General features: G+C 42.1%; 23 protein-coding genes. 14 read left to right on the top strand and 9 right to left on the bottom strand.

The features are described from left to right. Nucleotides 1-51 precede the first annotated feature (51 nt). From B3D47_RS09155 to B3D47_RS09135, 5 genes are all read left to right on the top strand, one after another. The gene (locus B3D47_RS09155) at nucleotides 52-1,938 is read left to right on the top strand and encodes a feruloyl-CoA synthase (protein WP_286861533.1); all 1,887 of its coding nucleotides are present in this window, start codon (nucleotides 52-54) and stop codon (nucleotides 1,936-1,938) included. A 73-nt stretch (nucleotides 1,939-2,011) separates the two neighbouring features. Beyond that, the gene (locus tag B3D47_RS09150; RefSeq protein WP_163171095.1) at nucleotides 2,012-3,151 is read left to right on the top strand and encodes an acyl-CoA dehydrogenase family protein; all 1,140 of its coding nucleotides are present in this window, start codon (nucleotides 2,012-2,014) and stop codon (nucleotides 3,149-3,151) included. A 54-nt stretch (nucleotides 3,152-3,205) separates the two neighbouring features. Then, nucleotides 3,206-4,459 carry an OprD family outer membrane porin gene (locus B3D47_RS09145; RefSeq protein WP_286861603.1) on the top strand — a complete coding sequence of 418 codons (1,254 nt, stop codon included), beginning with the start codon at nucleotides 3,206-3,208 and terminating at the stop codon, nucleotides 4,457-4,459. Between the two features lie 52 nt (nucleotides 4,460-4,511). After that, the gene (locus tag B3D47_RS09140; protein ID WP_286861529.1) at nucleotides 4,512-5,048 is read left to right on the top strand and encodes a DUF3237 domain-containing protein; all 537 of its coding nucleotides are present in this window, start codon (nucleotides 4,512-4,514) and stop codon (nucleotides 5,046-5,048) included. A 48-nt stretch (nucleotides 5,049-5,096) separates the two neighbouring features. Continuing rightward, a complete protein-coding gene (locus B3D47_RS09135) occupies nucleotides 5,097-5,486 on the top strand; it encodes a PaaI family thioesterase (RefSeq protein WP_114541905.1) in 390 nt (129 codons plus the stop codon). Between the two features lie 76 nt (nucleotides 5,487-5,562). Here the strand turns inward: B3D47_RS09135 and pcaG are convergent, their stop codons facing one another. The 8 genes from pcaG to B3D47_RS09095 form a co-directional block, all read right to left on the bottom strand. Beyond that, on the bottom strand, nucleotides 5,563-6,192 hold the full coding sequence (pcaG, locus tag B3D47_RS09130; RefSeq protein ID WP_163172676.1) for a protocatechuate 3,4-dioxygenase subunit alpha: 630 nt from the start codon (nucleotides 6,190-6,192) through the stop codon (nucleotides 5,563-5,565). A gap of 14 nt (nucleotides 6,193-6,206) precedes the next feature. Next, on the bottom strand, nucleotides 6,207-6,932 hold the full coding sequence (pcaH, locus tag B3D47_RS09125; RefSeq protein ID WP_119879474.1) for a protocatechuate 3,4-dioxygenase subunit beta: 726 nt from the start codon (nucleotides 6,930-6,932) through the stop codon (nucleotides 6,207-6,209). A gap of 35 nt (nucleotides 6,933-6,967) precedes the next feature. Then, nucleotides 6,968-7,366, bottom strand: coding sequence for a 4-carboxymuconolactone decarboxylase (pcaC, locus tag B3D47_RS09120; protein WP_163171093.1), 399 nt, complete (start codon nucleotides 7,364-7,366; stop codon nucleotides 6,968-6,970). Nucleotides 7,367-7,449: 83 nt separating this feature from the next. After that, nucleotides 7,450-8,232 carry an alpha/beta fold hydrolase gene (locus tag B3D47_RS09115; protein WP_163171092.1) on the bottom strand — a complete coding sequence of 261 codons (783 nt, stop codon included), beginning with the start codon at nucleotides 8,230-8,232 and terminating at the stop codon, nucleotides 7,450-7,452. A gap of 5 nt (nucleotides 8,233-8,237) precedes the next feature. After that, a complete protein-coding gene (locus tag B3D47_RS09110) occupies nucleotides 8,238-9,590 on the bottom strand; it encodes a 3-carboxy-cis,cis-muconate cycloisomerase (RefSeq protein ID WP_163171091.1) in 1,353 nt (450 codons plus the stop codon). Nucleotides 9,591-9,668: 78 nt separating this feature from the next. Beyond that, on the bottom strand, nucleotides 9,669-10,874 hold the full coding sequence (gene pcaF / locus B3D47_RS09105) for a 3-oxoadipyl-CoA thiolase (RefSeq protein WP_286861525.1): 1,206 nt from the start codon (nucleotides 10,872-10,874) through the stop codon (nucleotides 9,669-9,671). Nucleotides 10,875-11,037: 163 nt separating this feature from the next. Beyond that, complete coding sequence (locus B3D47_RS09100) at nucleotides 11,038-11,688, bottom strand: 3-oxoacid CoA-transferase subunit B (RefSeq protein WP_286861522.1); 651 nt, start codon at nucleotides 11,686-11,688, stop codon at nucleotides 11,038-11,040. A gap of 21 nt (nucleotides 11,689-11,709) precedes the next feature. After that, nucleotides 11,710-12,381 (bottom strand): 3-oxoacid CoA-transferase subunit A, encoded by a 672-nt coding sequence (locus tag B3D47_RS09095; RefSeq protein WP_119879465.1) that lies wholly within the window; start codon nucleotides 12,379-12,381, stop codon nucleotides 11,710-11,712. Nucleotides 12,382-12,665: 284 nt separating this feature from the next. On the opposite strand from B3D47_RS09095, the gene pcaU reads away from it, so the two are divergent. Beyond that, entirely contained in the window at nucleotides 12,666-13,490 is an 825-nt protein-coding gene (gene pcaU / locus B3D47_RS09090; protein ID WP_004892336.1) for an IclR family transcriptional regulator PcaU, read from the top strand. Nucleotides 13,491-13,627: 137 nt separating this feature from the next. On the opposite strand, the gene pobA is transcribed toward pcaU, so the two are convergent. Further along, entirely contained in the window at nucleotides 13,628-14,821 is a 1,194-nt protein-coding gene (gene pobA / locus B3D47_RS09085) for a 4-hydroxybenzoate 3-monooxygenase (RefSeq protein ID WP_163165530.1), read from the bottom strand. A 154-nt stretch (nucleotides 14,822-14,975) separates the two neighbouring features. Here pobA and B3D47_RS09080 point away from each other — a divergent pair, with 154 nt between their 5' ends. From B3D47_RS09080 to B3D47_RS14775, 8 genes are all read left to right on the top strand, one after another. After that, nucleotides 14,976-15,785 carry an IclR family transcriptional regulator domain-containing protein gene (locus B3D47_RS09080; protein WP_163165528.1) on the top strand — a complete coding sequence of 270 codons (810 nt, stop codon included), beginning with the start codon at nucleotides 14,976-14,978 and terminating at the stop codon, nucleotides 15,783-15,785. Between the two features lie 412 nt (nucleotides 15,786-16,197). After that, on the top strand, nucleotides 16,198-17,544 hold the full coding sequence (locus B3D47_RS09075; RefSeq protein WP_273798747.1) for an MFS transporter: 1,347 nt from the start codon (nucleotides 16,198-16,200) through the stop codon (nucleotides 17,542-17,544). Between the two features lie 74 nt (nucleotides 17,545-17,618). Next, a complete protein-coding gene (locus B3D47_RS09070; protein WP_180185549.1) occupies nucleotides 17,619-18,887 on the top strand; it encodes an OprD family outer membrane porin in 1,269 nt (422 codons plus the stop codon). A 511-nt stretch (nucleotides 18,888-19,398) separates the two neighbouring features. After that, nucleotides 19,399-21,555 carry a TonB-dependent siderophore receptor gene (locus tag B3D47_RS09065; protein ID WP_286861510.1) on the top strand — a complete coding sequence of 719 codons (2,157 nt, stop codon included), beginning with the start codon at nucleotides 19,399-19,401 and terminating at the stop codon, nucleotides 21,553-21,555. A 71-nt stretch (nucleotides 21,556-21,626) separates the two neighbouring features. Next, on the top strand, nucleotides 21,627-22,238 hold the full coding sequence (locus B3D47_RS09060) for a DUF4198 domain-containing protein (RefSeq protein WP_286861508.1): 612 nt from the start codon (nucleotides 21,627-21,629) through the stop codon (nucleotides 22,236-22,238). Between the two features lie 43 nt (nucleotides 22,239-22,281). Further along, nucleotides 22,282-22,560 carry a hypothetical protein gene (locus B3D47_RS09055; RefSeq protein WP_286861506.1) on the top strand — a complete coding sequence of 93 codons (279 nt, stop codon included), beginning with the start codon at nucleotides 22,282-22,284 and terminating at the stop codon, nucleotides 22,558-22,560. A 3-nt stretch (nucleotides 22,561-22,563) separates the two neighbouring features. Beyond that, nucleotides 22,564-24,123, top strand: a complete 1,560-nt coding sequence (locus tag B3D47_RS09050; protein WP_286861503.1) for a PepSY-associated TM helix domain-containing protein — start codon at nucleotides 22,564-22,566, stop codon at nucleotides 24,121-24,123. Continuing rightward, nucleotides 24,120-24,401 carry a hypothetical protein gene (locus B3D47_RS14775; RefSeq protein WP_312441386.1) on the top strand — a complete coding sequence of 94 codons (282 nt, stop codon included), beginning with the start codon at nucleotides 24,120-24,122 and terminating at the stop codon, nucleotides 24,399-24,401. Before B3D47_RS09050 ends, B3D47_RS14775 begins: the two co-directional genes overlap by 4 nt. The last annotated feature ends 79 nt before the right edge of the window (nucleotides 24,402-24,480 follow it).

Below are 24,480 nucleotides of genomic sequence, written 5' to 3'. Positions count from 1 at the left end.
TCAACTCTTTTCGTTGAAAAAGAATAGATAAAAATACATGGAGTAATAACAATGGCACACATGACAGTTCAATCACATAAGTATCCTGAACGATTTGTTAAATTAGGCAGTCATGAAACACATGTTGAATATAAGAATGACGTCTTATACATTTCTCCCAAAGAACAACTTAAGCCTTATCCGCAAAAATTGACTGATCGTTTATTACAGTACGCAGAAACACACCCAAACCGTGTCTTCGCCGCTAAACGTGATAGTTCAGGTCAATGGATTGAACTGACATATGCAGAAACTGCGAATCGTGCATGGCGTATCGCCCAAAGCTTAAAACAATATCCACATTTATCGACCGAACGTCCCATTGTTATTTTGTCTGGTAACGATCTCGAACACCTCACCTTATCCATGGGCGCAATGCTTGCAGGGATCCCATTTTCAGCTATTTCCCCTGCTTATTCTTTAATTTCCAAAGATTTTGGCAAACTCAAACATATCTTTGATGTCCTTACGCCAGGTTTAGTTTTTGCCAATGATGGGGAGGATTTTGCTACTGCCATTGAGCACTGCCGTAATGCTGATGATATTGAAGTCATTACAAACTCTGGCAAACTCGGTGAAAAAACTTGTATTGCTTTCTCTACGCTTCTTGAGCCTGAAATTACAGATATTAAAGCGCACTACGAAACGATTGATGAACATCAAATTGCCAAATTTTTATTTACCTCTGGCTCGACCAAAATGCCAAAGGCAGTACCGACCACACATTTGATGCTCTGCACCAATCAGCAAATGTTGCTGCAAACTTTCCCTGAATTTGAAGAAACACCACCGATTTTGGTCGATTGGTTGGCCTGGCATCATACCTTCGGGGGGAGCCATAATGTCGGAATTGCGCTCTATAATGGCGGTACGATTTATATTGATGATGGCAAACCGGTGCCGGGAAAAATGGATGAAACTATTCGTAACCTGAAAGAAATTGCACCAACGGTATATTTAAATGTACCGAAAGGTTGGGAAGAAATCACGGTAGCACTTGAACAGGATGCTGAACTCCATGAAAAATTCTTTAGCCGTGTCAAAGTATTGTTTTTTGCTGGAGCTGCACTATCTGAAGCAGGTTGGAACCGTCTAGATCAGATTGCACAAGCCCATTGCGGTGAACGCATCCGTATTATGAGTGGCTTAGGCATGACAGAAACCGCGCCATCTTGTGTATTTACTACAGGTCCTAAAGTCATGGCAGGCTTTATTGGCTATCCAGCGCCGGGCTGTGAAGTCAAATTGGCACCATGTGGCGATAAACTTGAATTTTGTGTTCGTGGCAAAAATGTCATGAAACATTATTGGCGTCTGCCTCAAGAACAACAAGCTGGTATTTTCGATGAAGAAGGGTTTTACCGTACCGGCGATGCTGTAAAACTTGTTGATCCAAACGACCCAAGCCAAGGCCTTATGTATGACGGACGTATTGCCGAAGACTTTAAACTCAATACTGGCACCTTTGTTAATGTGGGCACCTTACGGAATAAAGTCCTGATTAATGGCAATCTGCTTATTCAAGATGTCTGCATTACCGGTTCTAACCTGAATGCGATTGGTTTTCTGATTTTCCCGAAACTTTCAGCTTGTGCTGAATATGCAGGTTTAGATCTTAAACACACGACGGCCCAAGAAGTGTTGAGCCACCCTAAAGTGCAGCAATGGTTTAAACAATTTCTGGTGGACTTCAATAAAGATGCTACTGGCAGTTCAAATACCGTATCAATGCTGTATTTAATGACAGAAGCTCCACAGCTGGATGCCGGAGAAACCACTGATAAAGGTAACTTAAATCAGAGTGGCATTTTAAAACGTCGTGCTGCCATGGTGCAGGAACTCTATGAGAAACATGTCAATAATCCACTGATTATTCGTATTCCAACCCTTAAACAATAAGCCCTTACCCTGAGTTTAGCAGCGCTTTTTATAGCGCTGCTTGGGCAGTTGCATCCAAATTAAGGATAATTCTATGCAAAAAGATAGTGATTTCGAGCTATTTCGTGATAATTATCAACGTTTTTTAGCAGAACACGTTGCACCATTTTATGAAACTTGGGAAGAGCAAGGCTTAATCCCTCGTGAACTATGGCACAAGCTTGGGGACAATGGTTTTTTATGTGTTGATGTCCCTGAAGAGTACGGGGGCTTTGGTGCACCGATTCACTATTCACAAATGTTGGTCCAGGAAACAGCCAAAGCTGGTTTTACTGCCTTGGCAGTCGGTATTGGAGGGCAAAGTGAACTTGTCTCCCCTTATATCCAAAATATTGGTAGCGAAGAACAAAAACAATATTGGTTACCCAAGATGGTCTCGGGTGAGGTGGTCACCGCGATCGCAATGACGGAAGCCAATGCTGGTTCAGATTTACAAGCGATTCGCACCCAAGCCATTTTAGATGGTGATCATTATGTGGTAGACGGTTCCAAAACCTTTATTTCCAACGGACATCATGCCGACTTAATCGTACTGGTTGCAAAAACTGACCCGCAAGCACGAGCCAAAGGCATCTCCATTTTACTCGTTGATGCTCATTTAGATGGAGTGAAAAAAGGACGTGGCCTGAAAAAAATTGGACTACATGCCCAAGACACTGCTGAACTGTTTTTCGACCAAGTTCATGTACCTAAAAGTCAACTTTTGGGTCAAGAGGGTCATGGTTTTAGCTATCTGATGCAAGAACTCCCACGCGAACGCCTCAGTATTTCACTCATGGCACTTGGGGCAATCCAATGTGCTATCGACATTACCAAAGAGTATGTACTTGAACGTAAAGCCTTTGGTCAAGCTTTATCGCAATTCCAGAATACACGTTTTGTGCTTGCGCAAGCGCAAATTAAAGCACTTGCAGCTGAAGCATTTGTAGAACGTTGTAAAGACCTATATAGCCGAAATGCTCTAAGTGTGACTGAAGTGGCCGCATTGAAATGTTTTATTACTGACACCCAATGTGAAGTCATTGACCAGCTCCTGCAACTGTTTGGGGGCTACGGCTATATGCAGGAATATCCAATTTCGCGCTTCTTCGTCGATGCGCGTGTGCAAAAAATTTATGGGGGAACCAATGAAATTATGAAGGAGATCGTAGCACGCGAACTCTTGGGGAAATAAAACACGCATGACTTAAAAACAATATTTTCAATAATGTTTCAGGATGAAATAATGATGAAAAATTTATGGATCACACCGTTTTTACTTTTAACTACACCTGCTTTTGCCAATAGTTTTATTGAGCAAAGTAAAGTGGATTTAACGGCTCGCAACTTCTACTTTGATCGCGATTTCCAGGTTGAAAACCGCTATCCGGCATTCCGGGACTGGAGCCAAGGCTTCATTTTAAAAGCCCAGTCAGGTTATACCGAAGGCCTTATTGGATTTGGTATCGACATTTTGGCCACCGCAGGGTTTAAGCTGGATGCTGATGCAAAGTATGGTGGTACAGGAAACCTGCCACGTAATGCCAGAACCAATGAGCCAGCAGATCAATATGGGGAAATTGGGATTACGGCTAAAGCCAAAGTTGCTCAAACTGAAGTCCGCATCGGTACATTACAACCGATGACACCAGTACTTGTTGGTTCCCCTGCGCGCCTGTTACCTCAGACCTATCGCGGGGTTGCAGTTCAGTCTAAAGATGTGCAGGGTCTCGATTTACAAGCATCCTATATAGACAAGGTTAATCACCGTGATTCGACCAATTATGAAAACATTAAAATCTCTGGGGTAAACGGCCGTTATAGATCGGTTGAAACAGATCATTTGTACTATCTTGGTGGCCATTATGATCTCAACAATTATCCGCTAAAACTGACAGCCTTCCATATGGATGTCGAAGATCTGTATCATCAATCATTATTGGGCGTCACCTACAAGCATGCCTTTAATGAAGATACCGCACTGACCAGCCAACTACGTTATTATATGAGTGACGCTGATGGTGCTGCTAAAGCAGGTAAAGTAGATAATAATCTAATCCATAGCCACTCAGAGCTAAAGCATCAAAACCATAAATTTAGTCTTTCGACTTTCCATCATCTAGGTGACACAGCCTTTCCTTATCTAACTGGCGGTGAAACAGGCTTAACCATCGATACATGGACCGGCGAATTCTTAAATGCCAAAGAACGTGTTTATAGTGCCCGTTATGAATTTGACTTTAAAGATTATGTTCCGGGTTTACGTTTTATGACTCGTTATACCTATGGTAGCAATATTTATGCGCCGCAACTCGGAGGCACCGATTTTGAGGAAGATGAACTCGACTTTGACATAGGTTATACCGTGCAAAATGGCCCACTGAAAAACCTTGGGCTACGTGCACGTTATGCAATTTATGATAATGATATGCCGATTACTGCCAATATTAAACCGGCTAATGAAACCCGTATCAATATTGATTACACATGGAAATTTAAATAATACCTTCAAAGGCTCTAGTTTTTAGGGCCTTTTTTATTTTAAAGGATGATAAATGAAATATTTATTTGGCATTTGGATCGGCCTAAATCTATCTGTACTCAGTTATGCAGATACACAGTTTTCGCCTCCACCACTTAAACTTGAACCCTTGGCCACTTTCAAGGTTGAATTAAATGCTCCAGTTTGGGAGTTAGGCAAAACGGCGGATATGGGACAAAGACGGATTATTCCGATTACTGGCGGCACTTTTGAAGGTCCTTCATTTAGAGGACGTATTCTCAACAATGGCGCAGACTGGCAAATCGTAGATAGCAAAGGCCTAGCGATTATCGATACACGATATCTTTTGAAAACTGATGACGGCGCATTGATTTATTTACAGACTAAAGGTTACCGACATGCTTCACCTGAAATTTTGAAACAGTTAAGTACAGGTAAAGATGTCGATCCAAGTCAGTATTATTTCAAGTTGACTATGCAATTCGAGACCAGTGCACTCCAATATGCCTGGTTAAACCAAACCGTAGCTGTAGGCAGTGCAATGCGTTTAGGTAAGGCGGTGATTTATGATGCATTTACCTTAAAATAAAAGAATGAGAAAAAATAAGTATTTGTAAAGATTGAAGGATTCATCACTATGGAAAACAAGATTCTGGAACATCTCCCACCAATTCATCATTTATTGGGGGGACATAATATTCAATGGGATGCTGAAAGACGTCAACTTACCGTGAACTACATTGCGCTCGAGAGCTTTACCAATCCGCGCGGTAGCATCGAAGGCGGTATGATTTGCGCTATGCTTGATGATGCTATGGGGATTTTGGCAGCACTAAATCAGACTTCAAAACCTGCCGCGACGATTAATTTATCGATGGATTTTTTTCGACCATGTGAAGTCGGTGAAGTACAGGCAAAAGCGTGGTTTATTAAAGAAGGGCGTAAAATTCTCAGTATCGAAAGTGAAGCCTGGCAGCAAGGCAAATTAGTTGCCAAAACAAGTGCAGCTTTTATGGTATTAGACTAAAACAAAAATTAAAGTAATTAAAAAAGGTCAGTGAAATCCCTGACCTTTTTTGTCGTTTTAGTTTTCCTTCAAACGCTTAGATATCTAGGAATACCGTTTCATTATCACCCTGGATACGTACATCAAAACGATAGACCACTTCACCATTACATTCTTCACGTTTGGCAATTAAAGTCTGACGGCGTGGCGCCCATTCAATTCCATTCAGCAATGGATCTTTAGCATTGGCTTCTGCCTCATCATCAAAGTAAATACGGGTATGTAAACCTAAGTTAATACCACGTGCAAAAATGACTAAAGCAATATGCGGTGCCTGACGGGTACCTTTACGCCCCGGTACAGCGCCTGGCTTAATTGTATCAAAGCTCCATAACCCCGTTTCAAAGTTTGCAGCTGCACGGCCCCAACCAAAGAAATGTGGATCAGCCTGTTTACCCTGAATATCTGCCTTACTTGGATAGACGCCATTTGCATCTGCCTGCCAGATTTCAACCAATACATCACGTAAAGGTAGACCGAGACCATCAAAAACCTGACCTTCAAGACGAATATGTTCACCTTGGGTTTCAGCTTTAACTAATTGGTTATTAAAACTATGCTCAAATACTTCAATACCTGCCTGATTGGGCATCAGGCCAATATGGACGTATGGACCACCTGTTTGAGATGGTGTTTCATGTAATTCCTGAAAATTCCAACCGTTCATCATGATGCTCCTTATCACGTTAATTCATTTTCAAAATAAGTTCCGCGGCGACCACGTAAAGTAATGTCGAAGCGGTAGCAACGGCTGTCAGCCTCAATGAAATTACTCTTGTCTTCCAGGGCAATCAAAGCACGGCGTTGCTGCTCTGAAGGAACCGTTTTTAGAATTGGGCAGCTGTCAATTAAAGTATCGCCTTCAAAATAAAATTGCGAAATGAGACGTTGTGCCCAGCCATCTGCCATGACCGAGAAATGAATATGTGCAGGACGCCATTCATTGATACGGTTACGCCAAGGATATGGACCCGGTTTAATGGTACGGAAAATGAAAAAACCATTTTCATCCGTCAGCATACGACCACAACCACCAAAGTTAGGATCCATTGCACCAATATATTGGTCATTTGGATGACGATAACGACCAGAAGCATTTGCCTGCCAGACTTCGATCAGGGCATTTTTAACCGGGCGACCAAATTGGTCACGCAAATAACCATGAATAATGACACGTTCACCAACAGGTAAACCATCTTTGGCATAGTTCAAAATCAAGTCATTGTCTTTAGGCCCTAAAAGTTCTGAAGTGAAATGTGGTGCCGTTACTTCAGTCAGTGTCTGCGCAATTGAAATGAGTGCATTTTTCGGCGAACGAAGCACACTGGTTTTATAACCCGGTGCATAGGCCGGTGGATGATCATCCGTATTACGTTGCGCATAAGCGCCTAGTTGATTCTGAATCATGAATCTCTCCTTGTTCAATCCTAAAAAATCGTCCGTTATTTAAGTTTGGTCGATGCAATACCAAGTTCTACAAAAACTTCCTCTGCCATGTGCATTGCAGCGTTTGCAGCAGGTAAACCTGCATATAAAGAAGCATGTAAAAACAGTTCTTTAAGCTCATCTTTGGTCACACCATTGTTAAAACATGCACGAATATGCATACGTAACTCAGCTTCACGACCCAATGCGAGCAAAATACCGATAGTTACCAGACTACGGGTATGACGTGGTAAACCTGGACGTGACCATACTTCTCCCCAGGCAAAACGACTGATGAAGTTTTGGAAGTCTTCATTAAAGTCATTTAAATTTTCCAAAGAGCGTCCGACATGTGCTTCACCTAACACTTCCGTGCGCACTTCTATTCCCTGTTTGTAACGTTCTTCATCATTCATGATAAATACACTCTTTCAAGTTTATAAGGCGGATTGAAGATGTCTGAGGAACACCTTCATTCCATGATGATCTTTAATTGAAATCAGTGCTTTGCAATAAATTCTGCAAAGACTTGGTTAAATTCTTGTGGAACCTCAATATTTGATAAATGTGAAGCATCTAGCACCGCAATCTCACAGTTCGGTATATGCGCTTGCATAAATTCGCCATCTGCCACCGTTGTCACAGGATCAAGCCCACCGCATAGCGCCAGACAAGGGACTTGAATCATTGCAATCCGTTCACGTAAGTCAGCTTGAGCGAGTGCACGACACGATGCTGCATAGCCTTTCGGCGGTGTCACCGACAAACTTTGAATGGTCTGCTGTGCAAGGCGATCGTGGATATAATCAAATTTGTTGCTGAACCACCGGGTGTGTGTGGTGCTGACAATATCGGCCAATCCCTGTTCTTCGACCGCATCTGCACGTGATAACCATGCTTCAGCTTGTCCAATCTTCGCGGCTGAATTGGCAATGGTAATACTCAGGAAACGCTGTGGCGCGATTAAACCCAATTGCAGACCAGTGATTCCGCCCATCGAAATACCACAAAAATGCGCTTTTTCAACTTTGAAGTGATCAAGAATATCAATGACATCATTAGCTAAGTCGCTCAGCGTGATATTTTCAATGACCGCACTTTTACCATGACCGCGGGTGTCATAACAGATCACAAAGTAGTCTTCAGCAAATGCAGCAACTTGAGCCTGCCACATGCCGTGATCTGTACCCAATGAGTTCGAAAAAATAAGGGCTGGATGAGCGGTATCACCAAAAGTGTAAACTGCCAATTGTTGGCCATTACGATTATTGATAAGTGTCATGATGACTATTTTCCTTGAACACGTTGCAATACTGCATCGATCTGCTGCTGGGTATTACCTAAATAATTTTGTGGATTAAAAATCTGGCTTAATTGTTCCGAATTAAATACAGCTAAAATTTCAGGATGATTTTGTGCTACATCTAATAAGTGACGCTGTTCAGCAACTGCCTGTTTACATGCGGCTTCAACCACATGATGGGCATTGAGTCGGCCTAACTTTGGTGCCAAAGACATCATGAGGGCTTCTGCCATAATTAAGCCCTGAGTACATTCTAGATTGCGGCACATATTGTCCTTCTGGACTTCCAGGCCCTCAAAAACTTCTATCGCGCGTTGCAGGCTACCAGCACACAATTGGAAGATTTCAGGCAGTGCCAGCCACTCAGCATGCCAGGCCCCCAAACTACGTTCATGTTCCTGAACCATACTTTGATAGATACTCGACATGAGTGCAGGGACACGATTGGCTGCTGCCAGAATTGAGGCTGCTGCAACAGGATTACGTTTATGCGGCATCGTCGATGATCCGCCACGTCCTGCTCCGCTGGGTTCAAACACTTCTGCAATTTCGGTTTGCATCATCAGTGACCAATCGCGTGCCATCTTGCCCAAGTTCCCTGTAATTGTGGCAAGCACATGGGCAATTTCCACAATACGATCACGTTCGCCATGCCAAGTACAATCCGGGACATTGAGTTGAAGTTCTGTTGCAAACGCCTTTACAACTGCACTACCTTGATCAATAAGTGACGCAAGTGTGCCAACGGCTCCACCCAATTGTGCAGTGAGGGTAGAATTTTTAAGTGCTTGTACACGTTCAAGATCACGTTGCAAACTTGCTAACCAGCGGGCAGTTTTATGACCAAAGGTTAGTGGTAGGCCTTGTTGTAACCATGTCCGACCAATCATGACTTGGTTACGATAGCGTTCGGTCAAGTTTCGAGTTGCTGCTATCGCCTGGATGAGTTTAGCCTCAATTAAATTTAAGCCATCACGACACTGCAAAACACATGCAGTATCAATAATGTCTTGGCTTGTCGCCCCCCAATGCACATAGCGCGAAGCATCTTCATCGACTTTTTTAACCGCAGCCGTCAATTGTTTCACAAAGGGAATCGCAATGTTTCCAGCAAGTCCTGATGCACTTGCAAGCGCAGTAAAGTCAATGATCTCATTCACCCGTTGTTGGGCAACGTATACAATATTTGCTGCCGCTGAAGCAGGAATCACACCCACTTTTGCCTGAGCTTGAGCCAATGCTGCTTCTGCTTGCAACATATAACGCACTACCCCTTCATCACTAAATATTGCAGTGATCTCAGTTTGGTAAAATAGACTTGCGTACAATTGGCTCATTTGAATATCCTTTTTCTAACTCGTTTTAAATACCTTTCATTGTTTTGTTTTTAAGCAAAAAATGAAAGGTATTTAAATTTATACATGTTCAATAATCAAAGCGATGCCTTGACCGACACCAATACACATTGAACATAGAGCGTATTGACCACCAGTCTGTTCCAGCTGGTTCAGTGCAGTCGTCACCAAACGCGCACCTGAAGCACCCAGTGGATGACCCAAAGCAATTGCACCACCGTTCGGATTGACTTTCTCTGAACCGTCCTCTATACCCAAGTCACGTGTACATGCCAAAGCTTGAGCAGCAAAAGCTTCATTCAGCTCAATCACATCCATCTGCTCTAAAGTCAGACCAGTTTGCGCCAATAGTTTCTTGATGGCAGGTGCTGGACCAAAGCCCATGATGCGTGGTTCAACACCCACAACTGTTGAGCCAATAATTTTGGCACGTGGTTTTAAGCCGTGTTGAGCAACCGCTTCATCAGAAGCAATCAGTAGAGCAGCCGCACCATCGTTAATACCAGATGCATTACCCGCCGTTACCGTACCGTCTGCTTTTACCACAGGTTTCAGTTTTGCCAACGCTTCTGCAGTGGTAGACGCACGTGGATGTTCATCTTTATCCACGACCACCGGATTGCCTTTACGTTGTGGAATCACCACCGGAATGATTTCTTTATCAAAGAAACCTTTGGCTTGCGCTGCAGCTGTACGTTGTTGGCTGGTCAAGGCAAATTTGTCCTGATCGGCACGGTTGATCCCGAACTGTTCAGCGACATTTTCTGCCGTTTGCGGCATGGTTTCTACGCCGTACATTTCTTTCAGTTTCGGGTTAATGAAACGCCAGCCCATGGTGGTGTCTTCAATCTTTTGACTACGACCGTAAGCCGTTTCTGACTTGCCCATGACGAAAGGTGCGCGCGACATGCTTTCTACACCACCGGCAATAATCAGTTCTGCTTCGCCCGCTTTAATGGTACGTGCTGCAATCGCAATCGCATCCAGCGATGAACCACATAGACGGTTAATTGTCGTTGCAGGCACTTGGTACGGTAAACCGGCTAAGAGAGCCGACATACGACCCACGTTACGGTTGTCTTCACCGGCCTGGTTGGCACAGCCATAGATCACATCATCGACCTGTTCCCAGTTCACCGATGGATTACGTTCCATCAATGCTTTAATTGGCAGCGCACCTAGGTCATCTGCACGGACAGCTGCCAGTCCACCGGCATAACGGCCGAATGGGGTACGGATGGCATCAACGATATATGCGTTTTTCATGGAGTATTCTCTTCTTTATAAAGTTCCCTCTCCTTTGAAGGAGAGGGTTAGGGAGAGGATGTCTGGAAATTCCCCTCATCCTAACCTTCTCCCAGAGGGAGAAGGAACGTTCAATCTCTATTCAATGTGTCGTTTAAAAATAGCGATGTCTGTCTATTTATACTCATCGAGTCGCATCAACTAGTTTTGCACCCGTCATCGACTGCAATTCTTCAAATGACAGCCCTTCGACTTTCTCAATCACTTTCATGCCTTCATCTGTCACGTCAATCACGCACAGGTCGGTATAAATACGGTCTACACATTTCAAGCCTGTTGCAGGATAAGTCAGTTCAGCGACAATCTTCGGTTCGCCTTTTTTAGTCACGTGATCGGTCGTAATAAAGACTTTTTTCGCACCTACGGCCAAGTCCATTGCACCACCTACCGCAGGAATCGCATCCGGTGCGCCAGTATGCCAGTTAGCCAGGTCACCATTTTCAGCCACTTGGAATGCACCTAGTACCGCGATGTCTAAGTGACCGCCACGCATCATCGCGAATGAATCACCGTGATGGAAGTAAGCGCCGCCTTCCAGCAAGGTCACATATTCTTTACCTGCGTTGATCAGCTCAGGATCTTCTTCACCTTTTGCAGGTGGCGGACCGAAAGCCAATAAGCCATTTTCAGAGTGCAAGAACACGTCTTTGTCTGAAGGCAGGTAGTTCGAAATTTTGGTTGGCAAGCCAATGCCCAGGTTGACATAAGCACCGTCTGGAATGTCTTGTGCAACACGTTCAGCAATTTGGTCACGGGTCAGTTTGGTATAGCTCATTTCTTTTCTCCTAATCCGTGATTACTGTACAGGTTTGACTCGTACAACATGTTGTACAAAAATACCCGGGGTGATGATGTGTTCAGGATCTAATGCCCCAAGCTCAACCACTTCCGCAACTTGCGCAATAGTAACATCTGCAGCCATGGCCATAATTGGGCCAAAGTTACGGGCCGATTTGCGGTACACCAAGTTACCCCAACGGTCGCCTTGCTGTGCTTTGATTAAAGCAAAGTCAGCTTCAATGGGGTTTTCTAAAACGTAGTCTTTGCCTTCATAGTTCATGGTTGGTTTGCCTTCTGCCAGCAATGTACCAAAACCAGTCGGGGTGTAGATTGGACCCAAGCCCATACCTGCAGCCTGAATACGGCATGCCAGGTTACCTTGAGGAACCAGTTCTAATTCGATTTTTCCTGCACGGTACAATTCGTCAAATACCCAGGAATCAGACTGACGCGGGAATGAGCAGATGATTTTACGCACTGCACCAGCTTTGAGTAATTTAGCCAGACCGTAGTCGCCATTACCGGCATTGTTATTGACGATCACCAGATCTTTCACACCAAGTTTGATCAAACCATCAATCAGCTCAGCAGGCTGACCTGCAGTACCAAAACCACCGATCATGATGGTAGATCCGTCTTTGATTTGTGAAAGTGCTTCGACCAGTGAGGCAGAACTTTTATCGATCATCAAATAACTCCATGTATTGCCACTCAGTACAAAAATTTTGAGAACCTAAGGTTCTGGTTGGAACACATTCTGGACGGAGAACAAATTCCAACCAAAATCCTTAGGATTCTGTGTGATCTATTCTTGATAAATTCCAAGCTTTCGACTACGGTTTAAAAATAGTTTTGTACGGTTTACATAATCATTGCACGATGATCGAACAAAAATTTTATTAATTCTCAGAATTGAATAAAGCAATTGTAAAAATAGTGAGTGAATTAATATATGAAGATTAAGGAATTAACATGACAATCAATAACGGTGCCCGCGATCAGCTGATCCAGAATCCTGAAAATAAAAAAATAATTCGTCATGAAGATTTTATTGCTGGAGTAAGTAAGGGGCTAGCGATTCTGGATTGCTTTGCCAATGATCGATATCGTTTAAACGTTAGTATGGCAGCTGAAAAGACAGGACTTACACGAGCTGCTGCACGTCGTCATTTACTGACACTGGAATATCTTGGTTATTTAGATTTTGATGGACATTTTTATTCTTTGAGTCCCAAAGTACTTAAATTTTCAGGGGCTTATCTGAGTGGAGCACAGTTACCCAAGATTGCTCAACCACTTCTTAATTTACTGACCCAGCAAACTTCATTAATTTACTCTGTGATGGTCTTGGATGGTTTTGAGGCGATTACCATCGCGCGTAGTGCCGCCCATCAACAAACTGATCGAGTCAATCCTTATGGCTTACATCTCGGTAATCGGTTACCCGCGCATGCTACTTCAGCAGGAAAAGTTTTATTGAGTTATTTAGGTCCTGAGTCACAGCAAGAATGGCTTGAGCAATATCCTTTAAAATCACTGACCAAATACACCTATACAGATAATCAGGCATTTTTAGCTCTATTACAGCAAATTCGTGCTGATGAATTTTGCTATTCAGCAGAAGAGCATGAACTTGGTGTTCATGCGCTCGCAGTTCCAATTTATAATCACCGTGCCGATGTGGTTGCTGCTTTAAATATCGTATCTCCTACTGGACGTACCAGTAAAGAGTATTTACAACAGCATATTTTGCCTTTACTACAACAAACAGCGCGTGAATTCCGTCAATTTGTTTAAGCCATTTTCTAGATAGAATGTGAATGTTGTAAATGAATACCTTCTCTCTAAAATAAAAAAACACATCGAGCTCAAATGAACTCGATGTGTTTTGAATCTAGCGCAGATTTAAATAACAAAAGTCTTTAAATTTGCACTTAGCTCGCTTTTTGTAGCGGTAAGCCTACATAATTTTCAGCAAGTGTCGTCTGACCTGCTTCTGATCCTAAAATGTAGCTTAATTCTGCTTGTTTGATTTTATGTTCAAACTCAGTTTCTGTTTCAAAACGATGAAGTAAATGTGTCATCCACCAAGAAAAACGTTCTGCTTTCCAGACACGTTTTAAACAGTTTTCCGAATAGCTATCAATGCCGGCTTCTGAACCATTGTCATAGTATTCAATCAAGGCTTTAGACAAGAATGCGATATCTGATGCAGCAAGATTTAAACCTTTAGCACCTGTTGGCGGCACAATATGCGCTGCATCCCCTGCCAGGAACAATTTCCCAAAACGCATTGGCTCTGTTACAAAGCTACGTAATGGTGCAATACTCTTTTCAATTGAAGGACCTGTGATTAACTTTTCACGGCTTTCAGGATCAAGACGGTTTTTCAACTCTTCCCAGAATTGCTCATCTGACCAGTTTTCAACTTTGTCTGTTAATGGGACCTGTAAATAGTAGCGGCTACGTGTATTTGAACGCATACTGCATAATGCAAAACCACGTTCAGATTGTACATAAATCAACTCATCTGCTATTGGTGGTACATCTGCAAGTACACCCAACCAGCCAAATGGATAGACTTTTTCAAAGGTCTTGATTTTATCTTCAGGAACACTTGCACGGCATACACCATGGTAGCCATCACAACCAGCGATAAAATCACATTGAACCGTGACCTGACGGCCTTCATCTTCAAATGTCACCGAAGGCTGCTCACCATAAAATTCATGAACTTGTACATTACTTGCTTCGTAGAAAGACGTTAATTGCGCTTCAGTACGTGCTTGCATCAGGTCTTTGGTTACTTCAGTTTGACCATAAACAGTGACCTGCTTACCTCCGGTGAGTTGGGTTAGATCCACACGGTGTTTCTCACCATTGGTTAGAATTTCAATACCGTTATGTGGTAAGCCCTTTTCTCTGAGTTGAGCATCTACACCGGCTTCAGCCAAAAGGTCAACAGATACCTGCTCGAGAATACCAGCACGGATACGGCTTGCTACATACTCAGCACTACGCTGCTCAATTAAAATATGATCAATACCGGCTTTATAGAGTAATTGTCCAAGCAATAATCCTGCTGGACCTGAACCAATAATTGCGACTTTAGTATTTAAAATTTCCATATGCTGACAATTCCTTAATAGCCATCCTTTTTTACAAGCTAAGAAATTTTTATGTTTCTGCCTAGACTTTAGCCTCAATCCCTACCGAAATAGGTGACTTTTGTCCGATGATCGGACAAGATATTTAAGAAATTAACTAATGAGGGATATATAATTGCGCAAGGATGTAATTTTTAGTGAGAATAATAATGAGTCTATTCAATATGATGATTACATTGCAGGTCTAGCAAAAGGTTTAAGTTTGCTAGAATGCTTCGGTATTGAACGTCAAAAGCTCAATGTTACTCAGATTGCTGAACGTACCGGACTAAGCCGTACTGCGGCACGACGCTATGTCCGTACACTCAAATTTCTAGGTTATCTCGATACAGATGAACATTTTTACTGGCTAACCTATAAGGTGCTACGCTTTTCCAGTGCTTATCTCAGTTCTGCATATTTACCGAAAGTTGCCCAGCCCATGCTTAATCTCTTAAGCATAAAAACTGCTTTAAGCTATTCGGTGGTAGTGCTGGATGAGCATGAAGTCGTACCTGTCGCAAAAAGTATTGCTCCCCAAATTGATACCAGCAAACTTAGTCCGCTTGGTGTACATCTGGGGAATCGCCTGCCTGCTTATGCAACATCAACGGGTAAAATATTGCTCTCACGTTTAAGTTTTGAAGCCCAACAGCAATGGCTAGATAAATTCAACCTGAAAAGACTCACTCCTTACACGATTACGGATCCTCAAGTATTTTTAAAAATATTGCAGGAAGTGGGTCAGCTTGATTACTGTATTTCTACAGAAGAACATGAATTAGGAATTACTGCGATGGCCGTACCGATTTTAAATATGCAGGGAGATACTGTAGCTGCGCTAAACTGTATTGGCTCAAGCAATCGGATTGATGCCAATTATTTAATACAAAATATCCTTCCATTGCTCAAACAAACTGCTCATGACTTGCGTGCCATACTTTGATGATATTGCATGATTTCTATACTCATTTATGTTTTATATGCTAAGTAATTGATCATGCATATTGTTTTTTACAAAATGAACGCCTGTATTCATACTTTTTAATTCCTAGTATTTCACTCGATTATTCAATGATTTCCTAGGTTCTGTGGATCCAATTAATCCATAAAAACGATTAAAACATTTATTTTATGCTTGAATTTGGATCCAATAATGATAAATTCAGCAAATCGCAAATAAGCTGAATAAATCTTCAGTAACAGAACATGGACGGGTTCTGATCTGCGATGGACATCTTAAACATTACTAGGATGACACCTTTTAACCAGAAAAATTATGCAAGACTAATAAACTAATCACGTTTATTAGTAGATGTATAAGCTGGTTTAGGTGTCTGATTCCATGGAGAAAGTAAATGGTTCAGAACCCTCGTGAGGAAATGAATAACAAAACCATGAATAGATATCAGTGGTTTGTTATCGGTATCTGTGTTCTTTTAAATGTCATCGATGGCTTCGATGTGCTGGTGATGGCATTCACTGCATCATCGGTATCAGCTGAATGGGGACTTACAGGTGCGCAATTAGGTGCTTTATTAAGTGCTGGTCTATTTGGTATGGGGGCTGGTTCTTTATTCCTGGCACCTTGGGCAGACAAAATTGGTCGTCGCCCGTTAATCCTGCTTTGTCTACTCATTAGTGGTGTCAGCATGATTGCTGCTTCACTAGTACAGAATGCAACTCAACTCGGTATTATGCGTTTTATTACTGGTCTGGGGATTGGTGGTATTTTAGCGAGCAGTAATGTGATTGCCAGTGAATATGCATCTTTACGCTGGAGAAGCTTGGCAGTAAGTTTGCAGTCCACTGGATATGCAATTGGTGCAACTATTGGTGGTATGATCGCAATTGCTTTGATCAGCCATTTCGGCTGGCGTTCTGTGTTCCTTGCAGGTGGCTTAACGACCATGTTAATGCTGGTGGTAGCATACTTCACTTTACCTGAATCACTTGACTACCTGCTGGTCAAACAGCCAAAAAATGCTTTGGATCGTATTAATCATCTCTGCCAACGTATTGGTTTAACTCGTATTCCTCAGCTTCCTGAAGTTATCCATAATACAGCACAGCCTAAAATAGGAATTGCCAAATTATTCACTGCCGGTCTTGGCTTACAAACTATTTTTCTTTGGTTAAGTTTCTTCTTCGTGATGTTTGGCTTCTACTTCGTAATGAGCTGGACACCAAAAATCTTGTCTGCAAATGGCATGACGACTGAACAAGGGGTGACTGCAGGTGTACTGATCAGTGCGGGAGGGATGTTTGGTGCAGCCCTGATTGGTCTCATCAGTGCACGTTTACGTATATTCTATGTGCAAGCTGCCTTCCTGGCATTAACCGCTATTTTAATTCTGCTTTTTGTAAATAGTACTAGCACACTTACCATTGCCTTTATCCTATCTGTTTTTCTGGGCGTATTGTCAAATGGCTGTGTAGCAGGTCTTTATGCTATGTCACCATCAATTTATGAAGCAGATGTTCGTGCTACCGGTGTGGGTTCTGCAATTGGTTTTGGCCGTATTGGTGGAATTTTATCCCCATTGGTTGCTGGTGCATTCTTAGACGGCGGTATTTCTTCCCTTACCTTGTATGGCTATTATGCGGGTGCTTTCGTTCTTGCGATTATGACTGTTCTTAGCCTGTCAAAATTACAAAATAAACACGCAGCTCAACTGAATTTCCAAAGCTCAACTGTAAGTTAATAACACTTTTATCGCTTCATTATGATGAGCTGAACATGACGTTCAGCTCTATTCAAATATATAGGGACAATATTATGAGATTTTCTGCAATCTTTTTGGGGATACTTTCGCCTGTAGTTTTAGCTCCTGCGTTTGCAAACAGTTTTACTGATGATTCACAGGTCACATTGACAGCACGTAATTTCTATTTTGATCGTGATTATAAGCGCGGAGATGATTTTCCAGCAGCACGTGACTGGGCACAGGGTTTTATCTTAAAGGCAAATTCTGGTTATACGCCAGGGGTGGTCGGATTTGGTGTAGATATTCTAGGCCTGGCAGGTTTTAACTTATTGGGTGATAGTGTCAATGAGTATGCTGCTTCAGGTTTATTACCTGTAGGCAAAGACAGAAAGCGTGCTGACCAATATGGTGAAATCCGTTGGACCGCCAAGGCAAAAGTACAGGACTCGACTTTACATGTAGGGACATTAACACCGATGTTTCCTGTATTATTTTCCAGCCCTGCCCGTCTATTTCAGCAGAACTATCGTGGTGCTCATCTCCAGTTTAATGAAATAGAAAACTTGAAGGTTCACGCCCTTTATACAGACCGTGTCAACCAGCGAGATTCTACTAACTATGAAAAAATTCGAGTAGGTAATCCTAATGGACGGTTCAACACTACTGCTGAATCTTCTGGCCTGCATATGTTAGGGGCTGAATATAAGGTAAATGCTCAGATTGCGACACAAATTTTTCATGCAGACTTACATGATGTATATCAACAAAATTTCTTGGGTCTAAAAACCAAACATGATATTGGCATCGGTAATTTCCTATCTGATTTACGTTTGTTCATGAGTGAAGATTCAGGTGATGCCCTTGCAGGTGATATCGAGAACCAGCACTTCAGCGGGATCTTCGGTTTGAATCGTAGCAATCACACATTTAGTCTTGGCTATATGCAATCGTTTGGTGATACTGCCCTACCTACATTAGCAGGGGCTGAACCTGCAGTATTCCTAGACAGTATGAGTGCTGACTTTACGAATATTAATGAAAAAGTCTACCACGTCCGTTATGACTACGATTTTAAAGACACGGCACTTAATGGTCTTAAATTTATGACCCGTTATAGTAAAGGAGTGGATATTGAAATTAGAAATCTACCGGGCGAAGAATTTGAACAAGATGCACTAGATTTCGATTTAAGCTATCGCATTCCAACAGGTAAGCTTGAAGGCTTAAACCTGCGCGCGCGTTACAGTCATTATCGTAATGATATGCCTGCACAAGGTATGGCTTTCCGTTCTGATAATGAAACCCGTGTAAATATTGATTACACTTGGAAATTTAAATAAATCTTAATTGATTTTAAAAATAAAAGGTCTTGATCTGACACTACTCTTTTGAGTAGTGTCAGATCCTAGTTTACTTTTATTGAAATACATTAAAAACTAGATCAATTAAATAGATTAAATTATTATTTTTAAGATGGCATCAATTGAACTCAAAACCTAACCTATTCATTTCAAATTAATTTTATAGAATACAAAAATTCATTAACCCAATTTTGGCCCAACTTAGATTTACTGCATTGAATCACTTTAAAATCTTGTTCACATTCAAATTCAGAATTTGAAAAATTATAGGCAGTATATAAAAAAAATTATGGCAGGAGCAAAAAGTAAGTTAATAAAACATTTTTTAGGGGATCCTTTTATTGTTCTTTCTTTTTAGATCCAAATTTTACTTGTCGAATTACCTATCATTCACTCATTTTTCATTCATATTTTCTATTGTGTTTAGATTGCTTTAAGGAAATTTAAACAATAATATTAATGATAATTATTATCACTTAAATTAAACAGAATGTCTTACACCGTTCCTTCATCATTTAAGCTATCTTTACTCAGTTTTTCGATTTTAATTACACAGCAAAGTTTTGCCGATGATACTCAGCAACTACCAACGATTACCGTCACAGCGGAATCAGAACAGAGTGAGCTCAGCTCTGAACAGAGTAAAGCTTATATCATCCAAAATTCGTCAACCGCTTCAAAACTGAATATTCCACTCAAGGAAACGCCGCAAACAGTCAATGTCCTTACCCGCCAGCAGCTGGATGACTTTGCTTTGGATAATACCCGGGACGTACTGCGCAATACCCCTGGCATTATCGTCAGTAATCAGGAAACAGAACGGACCTCGTACCTTGCCCGAGGTTTCGAGATTTCAAATGTTTTAGTCGATGGCGTTGGTATTCCACTCGAAGGCTATAATTATAATAATGATAATCCAGACAGTTTTTTGTTTGATCGTGTAGAAGTGGTCAAAGGCGCGAATGCCTTAAATAATGGAATTGGCGATCCCGGCGCAACTATTAATATGATTCGCAAACGCCCGACATCCGACCTTCAAACAGCCTTTAATGCCAGTTATGGCTCATGGAATACGCAGCGCTATGAAGTAGATGTATCCTCTCCTCTCACCCAAGATGGAAAAGTCAGAGGTCGTGTATTTGGCTATCAACAAACAGGCGACAGTTATCTGGATCGTTATGAACTGGAAAAAAACGGCATAGGTGCTGTTGTGGAGGCAGATATTACTGACACAACTCTATTGACTGCTGGCTATACCGAAACTAATCACAAGCCGGATGGTGTCAATTGGGGTTCTAATCCACTGATCAATACTGAAGGCGAGCAGCTCAGTTACTCACGGAATTATAATTACAGTCCAAGCTGGGCCCACTGGGATAGCAATATTAAAAGTTACTTTGCCGAGCTTGAACAAAAACTGGGTGGCGACTGGACAGCCAAACTGACCTATGATGAAAAACGTACACAACGCGATTCAAAGCTCTTGTTTCTGTCCGGCAAACCTGGCGCAAATGGCACTTCAGGCATCTTCCTCTACCCAGGCATGTATATTGATGACAATAAAGAACAACAAGCCAGCCTGAGTTTTAGCGGCACCTATCCGCTTTGGGGACAACGCCATGAAGCCTCATTGGGCTATGTCTGGGCCAAAAATCGTCTGGATGAATTGGGTTATGCTGGCAGCTTTGTCAATCCGCTGACCACAGATTTAGCCAGCTTTACACCCGAAGAACCAAGCTGGGATATGTCGAAAACCAGTGGTGAAATGCATATCCGGCAGAAGAACCAGAGCCTTTATGCTGCGACCCGACTGCATCTGAATGATGATCTGAAACTGCTTTTAGGTGCGAACTACGTTCAGGCTGAAAGCAGTGGCAGTAGTTATGGAAAAGATACTGTTTATGATGAAGATAAAGTTTTACCCTATGCCGGTCTGACCTATAACTTTAGCCCTGAATATACAGGCTATCTGAGTTATACCTCGATTTTCCGTCCGCAAACCACCAAAGCAGATGATGGCAGCATTAACAAACCGATCGAAGGTGAAAGCTATGAAGTCGGAGTCAAAGGTTCTTGGCTAGATGACAAGCTTACCGCCACCATGGCTGTGTTCAGAACGGAGCAAAGTAATTATCCGCTTCGTGATTCTGATGGTATCCCGACTTTACGCACAACTCAGGTCAGTGACCTGCGTTCCCAAGGCTACGAGTTTGGCTTGGCGGGACAACTGAGCGACCATTTTAACTTAAGCTTTGGTTATACCCAGTTTAGCCTGAAAGATCTGATCAATGGCGGTGATGCGCGTACCTTCAATCCAACCCAGTCTTTTAATCTTTTAACGACCTATCAGGTGCCACAAATTCCAAAACTGAAACTGGGCCTTGGTGTGCAGTGGCAGGATCAAACCTATCTGGATGTGCCTGAAGCAACCGCCAATGGAGTGATTACCCAGAAAGCTGGAGTCATTGAGCAGGATGCCTATGCGCTCGTGAACTTAATGGCCAGCTATGAACTGAATGAGCATATGACCTTGCAAGCAAATGGCAATAACCTGACCAATGAAAAATATCTGTTCAATTTCCCGAACCAGCAAGGTTTTTATGGTGCACCAGCGAATTACAGCGTTGCCGTGAAATTTAAATACTGATTTTCAAGCTTAGCCTTGACGACATGTTCAGGGCTAAATCATCACTACATACACAAAAATAGGTAAAACAAATGAAAAAAATGATCGCTTTGACCCTTGGCCTGTCTATGACACTTTCAGCTCAGGCGCATATGCTTTGGCTAGAACGTGGCACAAATCAGCAGACTCATGCGTTCTTTGGTGAATATAGTGAACAGCTCAAAGAAACGCAGCAAGGTGCCCTCAAGTCTTTCAATCAGGCAAAGGCCGTTCAGGCCAAAAAAACATTTAGTCCTCAAATGCAACAGGATCATTTGCTCTATGCAACCCAAGGCCAGACCGATGTCCAGCTCAGTCATGAATTGATCTATGGAGAATCATTGCTGAGCTATCATGCCAAATCCGGCAGACAAAACTTGAAAGCAGAGTCCGAACTGGATATTGTCCCGACCCAGATCAACAGCAATACATTCACTGTGCTGTATCAGGGTAAAGCTGCTGCGGATGTTGAAGTCACAGTCTTTTCCCCGCAATTCTGGCTAAAAAAATACACCACCAACGGCCAAGGCCAAATTACGATCGCCACGCCATGGAAAGGTCAATATGTCATTGAAGTCAGCAAAGAAGCAGACAAGGCAGGAAAGTTAAATCAGCAGGCCTATAAAAAACAGTATCTGGTAACGACTTTAAGTTTTGTTCATTAAATTTTTTAGATTTTCATCAGTATAGATTTATTCAAGGCCAAATATGATGTCTGTAATGCAGCCACTCGCCATTCTCTATCGCTTAGGCATGACCTTTGGTATTGGCTACTTGTGCAGTTATTTAATCGCACTCGATCTGGCTTACTTTTTACAAGCTTATTTGCCTAAAGCTGAGTCTGTCTATTTGGCCGCCTTTACTGCCCTGATTTTTTATGTCTGTTTTGTGATTGCAATCTTCTGTATCCAAAGCTTAAAAAAGCTTTCTATCTATAGCCTGATTCCTTTACTTATTTTATTTCTCTTCTCCCGCTTCATAGGTTAAACCATGCATAAATCTGTCCGTCAATCCATGGCATGGTTACATTCATGGTTAGGTTTAAGCTTTGGCTGGCTGCTCTTCGCGATCTTTTTAACAGGCGCCGTCACCTATTACCGACATGAGATCAGTATATGGATGCAGCCTGAATTTGCCTCAATACAAGTCAGTCAGGAAACTGCCTTAAAATCTGCTTACAGCTATTTACAGCAGCATGCACCAGATGCCCAAAATTGGTATATCGGAGTCGCCAATCAAGACTCGCCTGTGAATAAAGTCTACTGGCAAAAAGCAGATGGCGGCTATGAAGTCAAAACCCTAGATGCCTCGACAGGAAAAGAATTACAGCTTTCAGCCACACAAGGGGGCGATTTTTTCTATAATTTTCATTTTCAGCTCTATGGTATGCCCTACACCATTGGTCGTCTCATTGTGACGATTGCTGCCTTTATCATGTTACTGACTCTGATTTCAGGAATTATTACCCATAAAAAAATCCTGACAGACTTTTTTACCTTAAGAGCATTTAAGGGGCAGCGCTCCTATCTGGATTTTCATAATGTTAGTTCAGTGATTGCTCTGCCGTTCTTTTTGACCATGACATTTACCGGGTTGGCGATTTTCTTTTATATCGTACTGCCTTCCGGCATGAAAAAACTCTATCCAGACAATCCCTTTCAGTATTTTGAAGAAATTCGCACAGTCAATGTATTGGCCAACTCTGTGGTTCCGGTGAAAACCGAGATGCTGCCAATTCAACATTTTATTAGCACGGCGCAGCAACACTGGGGACAGGCAGAATTTGACAATATCACGGTCAAGCAGCCCAATACCCAGCTGGCACACATAACCTTAACACAGCTCAAAGATCATTCCATTACCCGAAATCAGGCACAGCTTATTTTAAATGCGACTACCGGAAAATTGCTTGAAAGTACACGCAATGAAAGTGCAATTGCCACACTCAATGCCGGCATGTATGGCTTGCATATGGCACGTTTTGCCGAACCTATTTTACGTTTAGGGTTATTTTTCTCTGGCATTTTAGGCTGCGCAATGATTGCGTCCGGACTGCTGCTGTGGAGTCTGAAACGCCAGATGCAGAAAAAATCAGCGCGGTTCCATCTCGGACATTATTTGGTGAACCGCTTAAATATCACCATGATAATTGGCTTGCCACTTTCCATGCTGGGTTATCTCTATGCGAATCGTTTTATCAGTATTCCTGCAGGTGCACCAAATTATGAGATTTATAGTTTTTTCAGTATCTGGCTTGGCAGTTTTATCCTGGCATGTGTAACCCCACAGCAGCATATATGGAGAATGCAGCTTAAACTTCTGATTTGTGCTGCCTTTATACTTCCCCTGATTGATATTTATTATTTAGTTTCCCAGCAATATATTGCTTCTTTTGCGACTTATTGGCCTTTTTTGCGTATTGAGCTAATGTTATGGACCTTGGCCCTTTTTGCCCTATTTTTACACCAAAAAATTACGCCCATTCAGCAAAAAGCGGTCAATAAAATTCAGGCTAAATTAAAAATCACTCAACAGGAATCATCAATATGATATGGATTGCAGTGATCGGTCTGCTTTGGCTGAGCTGTTTTGGTTTTTATGTGGTAAGTGAAAAGCAGATCCTAAAAACCCGAAAATCTCATTACGCTTTTTTAGCGGATTTTCCTACGTACACTAAATTCGCTGCAGGTATTTTCTTATTCGTCGCGATGTTTTTATTACGTACCCAGTTTAGCTCCAGTATTAGCTTTGTGGCTCTATGGATATTTCTAAGTCCTATACTTTTTATCTTTATTCTAAAAATAAACAATTTAGAAAAAAAACTATGAAGATTCGATTTGCACTATACGTCAGTATGAATATAAAATCTGGATTGCTCCCAGTATCCTAGACATGAGACAGCCTCAT

It is taken from the genome of Acinetobacter sp. UBA3461 (assembly GCF_002381195.1).
Classification (GTDB): Bacteria; Pseudomonadota; Gammaproteobacteria; order Pseudomonadales; family Moraxellaceae; genus Acinetobacter; species Acinetobacter schindleri.
This window is presented reverse-complemented; position numbering and strand designations above follow the sequence as displayed.